Source organism: Prevotella sp. C561 (assembly GCF_000224595.1).
Classification (GTDB): Bacteria; Bacteroidota; Bacteroidia; order Bacteroidales; family Bacteroidaceae; genus Prevotella; species Prevotella jejuni.
In genome coordinates this window covers 85,490-98,539 of the sequence record NZ_JH114145.1, presented here as the reverse complement: position 1 = coordinate 98,539, position 13,050 = coordinate 85,490, and the positions used below count along the sequence as shown (strand labels likewise).

The following is a 13,050-nucleotide window of genomic DNA, read 5'->3' as shown; positions in this document are numbered from 1 at the left end:
GTGAAATAGTTCACGTAAACGAAACCACTAATCTGATGGATGCATCCATGCCTGGTCAGCACAGAAAGGCAAACCATGCTACTGGTCCAGCTGCTGCTAAGGCAAGTCAATGGAATGAGGAAGACTTCGAGAACGAAGCGCCAACATCATGGGAAGACTAACAGAGAGTTATTAACTAAAAGAACAAAGTAAAACGAATAAATGATGAAGAAAACAATGAAACAATATTCATTTGCATCGCAACTAAAGTCTTTGGCTGTCGTGTTCGGCATTGCCTTGACTTTTGCATCTTGTGCTAAGGAGGATGTGGCACAGAACCCAAGCAATAAAGAGGGCGACAACGATAAGAACCTTACGACTTTCGTTGCAGGCGACGAGGCAAAAACCCGCACGTCATTGGATTATAACAGTAGCGACTTCTCTTGGGAAGCAGGCGACTATATCTACGTAAAGGACGATGATGGCATAATGAGAAAGAGTACGAACGCTCCAACTCAGAAGGTAGCTTCTTTCCGTTATAGAGTTCCTGGTAAGTTTGGTGCAAGTGCAAGCTATAAGGTTTATTACTTGGGTAAGAACAGTAACGGCAGCCAAGTAACCATTTCTGCTAACCAGACGCAAACCTCCCCAGACAACACCGAGCATTTCGGCACTGCAGGCGACTACGGTACAGCTACGGCAACAGGAGCAGTCGGCGGCAGCATCTTTAGCTTCCAGTTAGAGCATCAGCCAGCTTACCTTGTCTTCCAGCCTTACACAAGTAACACAATTCTGCATAACTGTTACTTAACTAAGGTAGAGGTAACCTCTGACAACGATATTGCCGAGACATACAGCATCAATACAACAACAGGTGCTTTGGATGCTTCAGCAGGTACAGGCAGAAAACAAATTGTCTTGACCACAAGCGGCAGTAGTACTAATCCAAACGGCTTCCCACTAAGCAACAGTTCAGCCAGCGTAACCACTAACGGTGCTTACATGGTGATTAAGCCAGGAACTCATACCTTAAAAGTACGTTACTGGGTAAAAAACGTTACAACAAGAGTAGAGGGTACTATTACGAAGACTCTTCCTGCAACTGCATACGCTTCCAACACTTACTACGATATGAAGGCCGACCTCAACGTAACGAATTACGATGGCGACCATTATTACATGTGGGATGCTCAGAATCAATATTGGTACGGTTACGAATGGACAAAGCACTTGTCTGGAAACACAGGCCAGCCAACGCTTAACGGTAACAGTTCATCAAACTATCCCAAAGGCAGTTACGACCCTAACCATCGTTATTACCACGAGGGCGGCGGTTTAGGTCGCTTCGATGCAACCCAGAGTTGCGCAGGTCTTCTTAACGTTAACGAGATGTCTTGGTACTGCATGTACGGTGATCCCCGTTGGGACGCAGACGAATTATGGACTACTATGGGTCATTTATATAAAGGCGGTATGTGGTTTAAGAAGAAGTCCGTATTACAAGCCGAGCATCATTACGACACCGAGAAATCTGCCGACGGTTCAACCGACGTGCGTACAACGTACAAGTACTACGAAAACACCAATAGTATCCGCTCTGGTCTTCCTTCCGCTGCCGATGCAGGCAATTATTTCTACCTGCCCGCCTTGGGTTACTACGACCGTGGTCAGCTGATCGATGTTGGCAGCGTTGGCGTCTATTGGTCGTCAAATACTAGCACATTGATGTGGAACTACGCGTACTGCCTGAGCTTCACCGATTCTCGCGTCAACGTGGGCAACGCCGATCGCTACCGCGGGTACAGGGTAGAGGCGTTTCAGTAGTCCTCGCGATTGCCCTTTTACAGGTGTCGCCCTCTAAAAGGCGACACCTAAAGAACCGCCGTAAAACCCCACCCGGCCCTCCCCGAGGGGGAGGGAGTGCTTAACGGACAGGGCTTCTGCTGAATGCGTATTCCGTCGCTGCGCTCACCGTATCTACGTGTTGGCGGATGCGTATTTAGCTACTCGTAGATACGCATTGCGCAGCCGTTAGATGCGTATCTAACAGCAGCGCTCACCGCATTCAGCAGCAGCGCTCACCGCATCTGGCAGCACGTAGATACGCATTGCGCAGCAAGGGAATGCGCATTTAGCAGGTGAAGGATGCAGAAAGTAGGAAAAAAGAGACGATGAAAGGGAGGAAACAAACCAAGAAAATAGAATGGGGTAGCATGAAGATGCACGAAGAAAGCTGCAGAAGCGTGCTGCCCTACGCTATGATAAACAACAATAGTATTAATAATTTAAAGTCGAAAGAATCATGAAAATTCGTTTAGTACCAAAGAAAAATCCGCAAAAGCGGGAGGAAGTGAAGTTTTATGCTAATCCTGTTAATCTTGGGCATAAGTCGCTCGACGACATTGCACGTGACATTGCGGGGCGTTCGTCCTTGACGCGTGGTGATGTGTCGAACGTGTTGTATAACTTTATCGATTGTCTGCCCCATTATCTCCGTGATGGTTTCAGCATTCAGTTGGGCGAGTTTGGCTCGATGCGTGTCACACTGTCGAGCAAAGGAGCCGAAAAGGAGGAGGATTTTAAGACCGCAACCATTAAGCCTCGTGTCGTCTTCACGCCTGGCGGAGAATTGAAGCGAGAACTTGCTGCAAACTCCTACGAGTCGGTGAGGAAGAAGGAGGAAACAGACAAAGACAAGAAAAAGGAGGATAAGAAAAAGAACGGAGGAGGAAGTGGCCCAGTAGCGGGCCAAGGATAGGAAAGGATATTGGGCTAATTGGCCTAATAGGGCTAATAAGGCCTAATGAGGCTAATAAGGCTAATAAGGCTAATGAGCCTAATAGGGCCTAATAGGGCCAATATTCAAGAAAAGAAAATAGTTCGGTTTTAATAATACTGAATTGATTAATTTAGTTTTAATTATGTTTCCAGCGGGAAGCCATTGATGTGATATCAATGACGATACATCGGTAATTTAATTTTCGTTTCTTGCCCCTGGCACCATGGTTGGTGTCATGGGGCAAGTTTTTTTGTGGTAGCTCGTTGGGAATTTTATTTCTCACAGATTTTCACAGATGAACAGAAGCCTTTTTGCTCACAGGGAGAACCCACAAACGCCGACAAGCGACGACAGATAGCACAGAACCTTTCTGCTAATTTTGGTTATATCGTTCTGTGTCATCGGTTGACTTAATGTCTCTGTGCGTCTTTGTGAAATCTGTTCGTCTGTGTAGTTCTGTGAGAAAAAGAATACAAGTGGCTTGATAGATGTTTTGAATGCCATTATATAAGAGCTTTAGTTTATCACACCAAATCTCAGAAGAGTCCCCATAATTCACAATACAAAATAATAGTTTATCCTATATTTTTCTTACCTTTGCAATCAGAACATAAAATATAGTTTAACGAAATAATAAAGAAAATGAAACCTACATTATTACTCCTTGCGGCAGGTATGGGAAGCCGCTACGGTGGGCTGAAGCAGCTCGACGAACTGGGTCCTAATGGTGAGACCATTATGGATTACTCTATCTATGATGCTATTCAGGCAGGATTTGGTAAGATTGTCTTTGTTATCCGTAAGGATTTCGAGGAGCAGTTCCGCAGCCAGGTTCTCTCAAAGTATGAGGGTCATATCCCTGCAGAACTTGTTTTCCAGAGCATCGATGCACTGCCAGAAGGATTCTCTGTTCCTGAAGGTCGTGAGAAGCCATGGGGCACCAACCATGCGGTCTTGATGGCAAAGGATGTTATCAAAGAGCCTTTCTGCGTTATCAACTGCGACGACTTCTATAACCGTGATTGCTTCAAGGTAATTGGTAAGTTCCTTGCTGACCTCCCAGAGGGTGCAAGAGACAAGTACGCAATGGTTGGTTTCCGCGTAGGTAACACATTGAGCGAGAATGGTACTGTTGCTCGTGGTATCTGCTCTACCGATGCTGAAGGACACTTGACAACCGTTGTTGAGCGTACAGAGATTGAGCGTAGAGATGGCGAAATCAAGTATAAAGACGACAATGGTGAGTGGGTAGCCGTAGGCGAGAACACTCCTGTATCTATGAATGTATGGGGCTTCACACCAGACTACTTTGAATACAGCGAGGCCTATTTTAAGGAGTTCCTCTCTGATCCTAAGAACATGGAGAACAAAAAATCTGAATACTTCATCCCATTGATGGTAAACAAGCTCATCAACGATGGTACATCTACCGTGAAGGTGCTTGACACTACCAGCAAGTGGTTTGGCGTTACCTACGCTGCCGACCGTCAGAGTGTGGTTGAAAGGATTCAGTCACTGGTTGATGATGGTACCTATCCTGCTAAATTGTTCTAATTCATAACCCCTGCCTGGGTACTATTTCCACATACATCCTTTGATATTATTCAAGATGTAAGACGGGTATCCAGGCAGGTTTTTTTATTTCTTACATCTCTATACACATCGGGCATAATAGCCCAACCAATTTCAAACACACCAAAGCTTATAGCTATAATGGAATTAAACCTACTAAATCAAGAAGAGATTGCAACACTTCGCAATCTTCTTTCCAATGCAACAAACATAGTAATCTGTGCACATAAGTCGCCTGACGGTGACGCAACAGGTTCGTCACTGGCATGGATGCACTATCTGAACCAGATTGGCAAGACTAATATAAAGGTGTGTCTGCCTGATGCCACACCCGATTTCCTGCATTGGCTACCAGGACATAATTCCATTATCCGTTATGACAGACGACCCAAAGAGGTAGAGAAAGCATTTAAGGAAGCAGACCTCGTTTGCTGTCTTGACTTCAACCAGCGTTCTCGTGTAGATACGATGCAAGAGGTATTGGACTCTTCCAAGGCCCCTCGCCTACTCATCGACCACCACTTAGAACCTGAGACAAACAACGCACTGACGGTTTCACACCCAGAGATGTCAAGTACCTGTGAGATTGTCTTCCGTCTGATTAGTCAGTTAGATGGCTACGAGAAGATGACAACCCAATGTGCGTCTTGCATTTATTGTGGTATGATGACCGACACAGGTGGCTTCACCTATAATTCTTCACGCCCAGAAATATTCTATATTATCGGTCAGCTTCTCGCAAAGCATATTGATAAGGACGAGATTTATAACCGTGTATTCCATAACTACTCTACCAATGCCCTCCGCCTCCGTGCACACATTATCCTCAATAAGATGAAGGTGATTGAAGAGTTACATGCGTCTTACTACACCGTAACAAAAGAAGAGATGGCACAGTTCCATTTTATTAAGGGTGACATGGAGGGACTTGTTAATATTCCACAGCAGATTAAAGGACTTAAACTAAGTATCTCATTACGAGAAGATACAGAGAAGCCTAAGACCGTACTCGTGAGTCTTCGTTCTTGCAATGGCTTCCACTGTCAACCGATGGCAGCAAAGTTCTTTAATGGTGGCGGTCACGCTGACGCATCAGGTGGAAGACTAAATTGCACCATCGAGGAAGCTGAACAGATTGCCATTAAGGCGATATTATATTATAAGGAGGAATTACAATAGCTAAAATCCTCCATAGAAAAAGCATCAACAACATCGTATCTCATAGCCTTCTCCCCGTTGAAAGGCTTTTATTCTTCACATTATGAGCATATTAGAACTATCCCAAAAGCGCTTTTCCGTTCGTAAATATAGCGACAAGCCTGTATCAGAAGAGGACTTACAATATATTTTAGAGTCAGTACGTATGGCCCCCTCAGCTGTCAACAGACAACCATGGAAATTTGTCATTGTGAAGTCTAAAGCAGCTCGCAAGCAACTACAAGAATGCTACGACCGTGAATGGTTCAAGTCGGCACCACTCTACATTATTTGTATGCGTGAGGTTGACAGCAACTGGATACGCAAAGAAGACAACAAGCAGCATGGCGATATTGATGTTGCTATTGCTACTGAACATCTTTGCTTGGCTGCAACAGAGCGGGGCTTAGGTAGTTGTTGGGTATGTAATTTCAATGTGGCTAAATTAAAGGAGACATTCCCATACGTTGGGTTTGAACCTGTTGCCATCATTCCTATCGGTCACATAGCTGACGACTGTCCAACGAATGAGAAAAAGCGAAAGTCTTTAGAAGAAATTACAGACATCATATAATCTTCATAACAACCTTTGTCGTTTGGTGAACATTACCCGTAGAGGTTGGTCAATAGTCGTCTTATAAATATAATGTAACAATCATCGAGAATCTTTTCTCTTATCTTCATACAATACGCAGAAGGTCCTCAACACACAAGATGAAGCCAGTGTTATCAGTAAGATATTGTAAGAATTAGATTCAAAACTTACCTTATAATATTCAAGCAGAGGAGTCATCTGCTTATCAACATCATTATTCAACAATCAATTATGCGTATTCTTGGAAACATTATATGGTGGATATTCGGTGGCTTAGAAGCTGCCATCGGATATTTTACAGGTAGTTTAGCACTTGCCATCACCATTATCGGTATACCAGCAGCCGTACAGACATTCAAGCTCGGACTGTTGTGTCTTTGGCCTTTTGGGGCAGAAGTGAGAAACGGAGAAAGTCTTTCGGGCTGTATCACCATCCCTCTCAACATCATCTGGATTATCTTTGGTGGCTTATGGGCATGTCTTACCCACATCTTCTTTGGACTACTTCTTGCCATCACAATTATTGGTATTCCTTTTGCAAAGCAACACTTCAAAATGGCAGGACTGTCACTTGCGCCATTCGGCAAGGATGTTGAGCTTCACCTTTAATCCAAAGACAAGAAATAAAGACAATTGATAATCATTTGAATTAAATTCTTTTAAATCCTTGGTAGAACTATTAAAAGTCAGTATCTTTGGCAAAAACAAAGGAGAAAAAGCCCATGATTACGCAAGACAATTTCAACCAAGAATACGCTGACCCAATAGAGGAACAGCAGATTCGCCATTTCGTGTGCATTGAAATGGGGCGACAGATACACAGATATATCAAAGCTATGCACGGCAGCAAGCAACAGATGCTACGTTTTGAAGAACATCTGAAAGACCTTCCTATGAAGGAAAAAGAGGCTGCTATCGCCCGATACATCGATTTGAATCGCAAAGCTATCAAAGGATTAGACATGAAGATTGTCTTAGCCCGTGCGATGGCCAACTACTCTGACACCTTCGAATACCTCGTCACATTGGTCAACGATAAGCGAAAGATGGTGAAATATCTGAACCTCATACGTGAGATATACATTCAGTATCACGAGGTTATCGAACGGAAAGGAAAGTTTGGTATCCTTGACCATAGAGGACGTATACTCGTTGAACCAAAGTATGAGTTCCTTCGTACTTGTTATGTATATGTCGATGACTTACGTACTATGCCACTCATAGCCCAGTTAGACGGCAAACTTGGTTTGATACTCCCTGATGGTAAAGATACAATCATTGCACCTTTCATCTATGATAGTATATCATTGAGGGACGAACCACCTTATTTCGAAGCAAAGAAAGGAAACAAGGAAATTCTGCTTAACACGGATGGTGAGGAGCAATAATACCCAAAAAGAGCTGTAACTGCTAATGCGGTTACAGCTCTTATTTATTACGATAGAATCTTCTTTAAATCTTTTTCAACAAAGCAGTCAAACCAGCAAGTTGCTCCTGCCACATAGTAATCTTACTATTCACCTTGTCAAGGTCGACTCCCTGATTCAGTTCAGGAGAATCACGCTGCTGCTGCAACAGGCCAATATACTGATTAACAAGTGCTATCTTAGCCTTAACAGTCTTCTTCTTAGGATAGCCACGTTTCTCTACCTCGCGCTGATACTGCTCAGATATAGTATTAATCTGACGACCACACTCTTCATACTGGCTCAACCATTGCTGGTAAACAGCGCTATTCTGCTTGTTCTCAAACTGTGTCGTGTTAGCAGAATCACTCTTCTGCTCGTATGAGCTTTGTGCCATACCCATCATTGGGAAAGCCATCAAAGCAATAACCAATAACTTTTTAACTCTCATAATTGTGTTCTTTTAAATATATAATATCGCTGCAAATATAAAGTAAATATCAGAAAGAACCAAAGTTTTTTTGTAATTTTGCATATTCCGATTAGCCCTTTAAATCTCTTTTAAGGGTCTATAAGAGTAAATATAGAATAAAGTTGAGCAATATGAATAAGTATATTGAGGTAAAAGGAGCCAAGGTTAACAACCTAAAGAATATAGACGTAAATATTCCTCAGGGACAATTTGTCGCCATCACAGGTGTATCTGGTTCAGGTAAGTCATCACTTGCTTTTGATACGCTTTATGCTGAAGGACAACGCCGATATGTAGAGAGTCTTTCTGCTTATGCCCGTCAGTTTTTAGGTAGAATGACTAAACCTGAGGTCGATTTCATCAAAGGACTCCCCCCTGCCATAGCCATTGAACAAAAGGTTATATCCCGTAATCCACGTTCAACAGTGGGTACTTCTACCGAGATATACGAATATCTCCGTCTTCTTTATGCTCGAATAGGTAGAACATTCAGCCCTATTTCTGGCGAAGAAGTGAAACATCACTCTGTAGAAGATGTCATAGAAAAAGTGATGTCCTACTCAGAGGGGACCAAGTTCTGTATTCTTGCCCCACTCCACATCGTCGAAGGACGAAGCGTACAGAACCAACTTGAAATGGAGATGCAGGAAGGTTATGCACGTATCTATGTAGATAACGACTTTATCCGTATAGAAGATTGGCTGGAACAGAACCCTGCTGACGACAACAACAAAGCGACAACTAAGGATAAGACAAAGAGTATCTATCTTGTCATCGACCGTCTATCCGTTGACAGTTCTAAAGACACACTGACCCGACTCACCGATTCTTGCGAGACAGCCTTCTATGAGGGCGATGGCAATATGCAGTTGATGATTCTTCCTTCCAAGATTACTTACGATTTCTCCACACGCTTTGAAGCAGACGGCATACGCTTTGAAGAACCGAACGACAACATGTTTTCGTTTAATTCTCCTCTCGGAGCATGCCCTACTTGTGAGGGTTTTGGTCGCGTCATTGGCATAGATGAGAAGTTAGTCATCCCAGACTCCTCTCTATCTGTCTATGATGGTTGTGTACAATGTTGGCATGGTGAGAAGATGGCAACATGGAAAGATGAGTTCTGTAGACGTGCAGCAAAAGACAATTTCCCTATCTTCAAGCCTTATTTTGAACTAACAAAGGATGAGAAGGAAAGCCTTTGGAAGGGTCTGCCAAGCGAAAGAAAGAAAGACATCCACGATCGTATCTGTATTGACACCTTCTTCCAAATGGTAAAGGAGAACCAATACAAGATTCAATACCGTGTCATGCTCAGCCGTTATCGTGGTAAGACTGTTTGTCCTGACTGCCATGGCACAAAGCTAAAGAAGGAAGCTACATGGGTGAAGATTGGTGGTATGGCTATCACCGACCTCGTTGATATGTCTATTATCAACCTCAAACAATGGTTCGACAAACTGGAACTAACTGAGCATGAGCAAGAGGTCAGCAAGCGACTAATGACCGAGATAACAAGTCGTTTGCAGTTCCTTTTGGATGTAGGATTGGGCTATCTCACCCTCAACCGCCAATCAAACACACTGAGTGGTGGTGAAAGTCAGCGCATCAACCTCACAACTTCCCTTGGCTCCTCACTCGTCGGCTCACTCTATATACTTGACGAACCTTCCATTGGCTTGCATAGTCGAGACACCGATCGACTTATCCACGTACTCAAGGAACTTCAAGCATTAGGCAACACCGTGGTTGTCGTAGAGCATGACGAAGAGATTATGCGTGCAGCCGACTACTTAATTGATGTCGGCCCAGATGCTGGACGATTGGGTGGAGAGATTGTATTTGAAGGTAAAGTATCTGACATCAAACGAATAGAGGGAGACATCAATGATAAAAACAATGCTGAGTCAAAGCAACTCCTTGAGAAGTATCCTCGTTCATACACCATTAAATATCTGACGGGAGCGGAGGTTATCGAAGTACCAAAGAGTCGTCGACCATGGAATATGGCCATAGAACTAAAGGGCGCTCGCATGAATAATCTCAAAGGAGTAGATGTAAAGTTTCCTCTGAACGTCTTTACTGTGGTGACAGGAGTTAGTGGTAGCGGTAAGTCTTCCCTTGTGAAAGGAATTCTCTACCCTGCCCTCAAACGTCATTTAGATGAGGTTGCCGACACACCTGGCGAATATTCTTCTCTTGGAGGTGACTGGAAACAGATTAAACACGTGGAATTTGTTGATCAGAACCCTATCGGTAAGAGTACACGCTCTAACCCTGCGACATACGTGAAGGCATACGACGAAATCAGAAAGCTATTTGCTGACCAGCAGTTATCAAAGCAGATGGGCTACACACCACAGTATTTCTCATTCAACACTGAGGGTGGTCGCTGCGAAGAATGTAAGGGTGCTGGTGTCATTACAGTAGAGATGCAGTTTATGGCAGACCTTGTCTTGGAATGTGAGGAGTGTCACGGACAACGTTTCAAACGTGAGATTCTCGACGTACAGTTCCAAGGTAAGAATATCAATGATGTCTTGAACATGACAGTGTCTGAGGCTATTCAATTCTTCGGTGAGCACAAGCGCAAAGCGATTGTCAACAAACTTAAACCGTTGGAAGATGTTGGATTGGGCTACATCAAACTCGGACAAAGTTCTTCTACCCTATCTGGCGGTGAGAACCAACGTGTGAAACTCGCCTACTTCATCGGACAGGAACAGCAAGACCCAACTCTCTTTATCTTTGATGAACCAACAACGGGTCTGCACTTCCATGATATCGATCGGCTACTCCATGCTTTCAATGCGCTTATCGAACGTGGCCACACCATATTGGTTATCGAACACAACCTTGATGTTATCAAGTGTGCCGACCATGTCATCGACCTTGGTCCTGATGGAGGTGATAAGGGCGGAAACCTCGTAATAGCTGCAACACCAGAAGAGGTGGCTCGCTGCAAGGAGAGTCTGACAGGTAAGTATTTGAAAGAAAAATTATAAATTCACGCCTTGATAAGCATTAATCCTATCACAACAGATTGATAACACCTCCCTTCACAGGCGTTTCTTGGTGGTATTAAGACACACTGCAACATAAATCAGTCGACTGAATCTTTTAAGACAGTCGACTGATTTTTAAAAAGCTCAACCCTTTTGAAGAAAAAGGTTGACCTTTTTGAGCAAAAGGGTCAACCATTTTTAGGAGAAGTGTCAACCACTTTGAAAGCTATTACCTTAACGCTGTTATCTACCACATGCGTACGTCCTCTAATCTGCTATAAGCAGATAGCCGGATTCTATACGCTATCTGATAACAATAACATAGAAAATAGAGACTCATTATGACTATACCACCAAACGTCGATATTATAAGTAGACAAATAAAAAGGCTGAACTCATCCATTGAGCTCAGCCCTTTTTATATCATTGTATGAAACTACCAGAAAACTATATCAAAAGACTCGTTTACAGTAGTCATACGTTCACTCTTGTATTTTACTATGCAACCTTCTCCAAACGTTTCATCATCAAGAACATGAAGCCAGCAGAGACGAAACAAAGGATGATAAAGACAGCCCATACAATTGTCAGAGGTATGTCATTCCACAAGAATCCGCCGACACTAACAAGCAGGTTACCGATGGCTGTAGCAACAAACCATCCACCCATCATCGCGCCCTTATACTTTGGAGGTGCAACCTTACTAACGAAGCTGATACCCATAGGACTCAGCAACAGCTCACCGAATGTAAGAATGAGATAGGTACCAATCAGCCAGTTACCAGAAGCAAATGGAACAGTCTCTCCTGCAGCCTTTGCTGCAGCCTGCGCATTAGGAGTTAGCAAACCACGTGATGCCAAAACCATAAGCAGATAAGCACAACCAGCAATAATCATACCGTAAGCTATCTTACGAGGAGCCTTTGGTTCCTTACCTTTAGCTGCTAAAGCACCAAAGATTGCCATACTTACAGGAGTCAAAGCTACTACATAGAATGGGTTAAACTGCTGGAAGATAGGAGCACTAACATCAACAGGACCACCGATGTTATGATACTTATAAACCAATACTCCTACGGCTGCAAGGAATACAATAGTAGAAATCAGCTTAGCCTTAGAGGTCTTGCTCTGAAAGAATGACATAAGACTATAAACCATGAAGATAATCATCACAAGGTTGATTACGTCAAATGCCATAGTCTGAACACCTTCTGACTTTGGATTTACAAACTCATCAGCAAAGTAAGTTAGAGTAAGACCATTCTGGTGGAATGACATCCAGAAGAAGATAACGACAGCAAAAACAAGACAAAGAGCAACAATACGTTCCTTAGTCTGCTGTGGAGTAAGTTCTTCCTCAGTACCAGCTGTGTCAGTTTTCTTGCTCTTACCTGCACCTGCCTCAACATGTTTGAATGTGCTGCGGAACGCATAATAAATCATCATTGACACAATCAATGACACACAAGCAACTGCAAAAGAGAAGTGGTAAGCATCATTACCAGAATAACCAAGCGAATGCTCTGCCCATTCCTTAATTCTCACAGCTGCTGTAGGAGCAAAGAGTGCACCAATGTTAATAGCCATGTAGAAGATAGAGAAACCTGAATCGCGCTTTGCTGACAGCTCTGGTGCATCATAAAGATTACCTACCATCACCTGTAGGTTACCCTTGAACAAACCTGTTCCAAGACTAACAAGTAGCAAAGCACCAAACATTGCTGCATAGCCCATTACTCCTCCACCCAATGGGATGGACAAGAATAAATAGCCCGCAAACATGACGATAATACCAATAGTCACCATCTTTCCATAGCCAAACTTGTCGGCCATGATACCACCTATCAATGGTAAGAAATAAACTAAGGCAAGGAAAACACCATAAATCAAGCCAGCTTGGTCAGAAGTTAGTCCAAAATTAGCTCTTAAGAATAAACTAAATACAGCTATCATGGTGTAATAGCCGAAACGCTCACCGGTATTGGCTAATGCCAATGCGTACAGTGCTTTAGGTTGGTTCTCAAACATAATGATAAAATTATAGG

At 43.3% G+C, this 13,050-nt stretch carries 11 protein-coding genes; 8 read left to right on the top strand and 3 right to left on the bottom strand.

The window, feature by feature from the left end; translation table 11 throughout:
- The first annotated feature begins 204 nt into the window (after positions 1 to 204).
- Both HMPREF0666_RS08115 and HMPREF0666_RS08110 read left to right on the top strand, forming a co-directional pair.
- Positions 205 to 1,803: a hypothetical protein gene (locus tag HMPREF0666_RS08115; RefSeq protein WP_009011914.1), complete on the top strand. Its 1,599-nt coding sequence runs from the start codon at positions 205 to 207 to the stop codon at positions 1,801 to 1,803.
- A 478-nt stretch (positions 1,804 to 2,281) separates the two neighbouring features.
- Positions 2,282 to 2,737: an HU family DNA-binding protein gene (locus HMPREF0666_RS08110; RefSeq protein WP_009010613.1), complete on the top strand. Its 456-nt coding sequence runs from the start codon at positions 2,282 to 2,284 to the stop codon at positions 2,735 to 2,737.
- Between the two features lie 336 nt (positions 2,738 to 3,073).
- Here the strand turns inward: HMPREF0666_RS08110 and HMPREF0666_RS17325 are convergent, their stop codons facing one another.
- Positions 3,074 to 3,262, bottom strand: coding sequence for a hypothetical protein (locus HMPREF0666_RS17325; protein WP_009011913.1), 189 nt, complete (start codon positions 3,260 to 3,262; stop codon positions 3,074 to 3,076).
- Between the two features lie 138 nt (positions 3,263 to 3,400).
- Here HMPREF0666_RS17325 and HMPREF0666_RS08105 point away from each other — a divergent pair, with 138 nt between their 5' ends.
- The 5 genes from HMPREF0666_RS08105 to HMPREF0666_RS08085 all read left to right on the top strand — a co-directional run bounded on the left by HMPREF0666_RS08105 (position 3,401) and on the right by HMPREF0666_RS08085 (position 7,510).
- A complete protein-coding gene (locus HMPREF0666_RS08105; protein ID WP_009011912.1) occupies positions 3,401 to 4,312 on the top strand; it encodes a nucleotidyltransferase in 912 nt (303 codons plus the stop codon).
- 159 nt (positions 4,313 to 4,471) lie between these two features.
- Positions 4,472 to 5,509, top strand: coding sequence for a bifunctional oligoribonuclease/PAP phosphatase NrnA (locus tag HMPREF0666_RS08100; RefSeq protein ID WP_009011911.1), 1,038 nt, complete (start codon positions 4,472 to 4,474; stop codon positions 5,507 to 5,509).
- Between the two features lie 82 nt (positions 5,510 to 5,591).
- On the top strand, positions 5,592 to 6,101 hold the full coding sequence (locus HMPREF0666_RS08095; RefSeq protein WP_009011910.1) for a nitroreductase family protein: 510 nt from the start codon (positions 5,592 to 5,594) through the stop codon (positions 6,099 to 6,101).
- Positions 6,102 to 6,353: 252 nt separating this feature from the next.
- A complete protein-coding gene (locus HMPREF0666_RS08090; protein ID WP_009011909.1) occupies positions 6,354 to 6,731 on the top strand; it encodes a YccF domain-containing protein in 378 nt (125 codons plus the stop codon).
- A 113-nt stretch (positions 6,732 to 6,844) separates the two neighbouring features.
- Positions 6,845 to 7,510 (top strand): hypothetical protein, encoded by a 666-nt coding sequence (locus tag HMPREF0666_RS08085; protein ID WP_042856186.1) that lies wholly within the window; start codon positions 6,845 to 6,847, stop codon positions 7,508 to 7,510.
- 64 nt (positions 7,511 to 7,574) lie between these two features.
- Here the strand turns inward: HMPREF0666_RS08085 and HMPREF0666_RS08080 are convergent, their stop codons facing one another.
- A complete protein-coding gene (locus HMPREF0666_RS08080) occupies positions 7,575 to 7,979 on the bottom strand; it encodes a hypothetical protein (RefSeq protein ID WP_009011907.1) in 405 nt (134 codons plus the stop codon).
- Between the two features lie 152 nt (positions 7,980 to 8,131).
- Between HMPREF0666_RS08080 and uvrA the strand changes: the two genes are divergently transcribed.
- Complete coding sequence (gene uvrA / locus HMPREF0666_RS08075; protein WP_009011906.1) at positions 8,132 to 11,005, top strand: excinuclease ABC subunit UvrA; 2,874 nt, start codon at positions 8,132 to 8,134, stop codon at positions 11,003 to 11,005.
- 498 nt (positions 11,006 to 11,503) lie between these two features.
- On the opposite strand, the gene HMPREF0666_RS08070 is transcribed toward uvrA, so the two are convergent.
- A complete protein-coding gene (locus HMPREF0666_RS08070) occupies positions 11,504 to 13,033 on the bottom strand; it encodes a peptide MFS transporter (RefSeq protein ID WP_009011904.1) in 1,530 nt (509 codons plus the stop codon).
- Positions 13,034 to 13,050 lie beyond the last annotated feature (17 nt).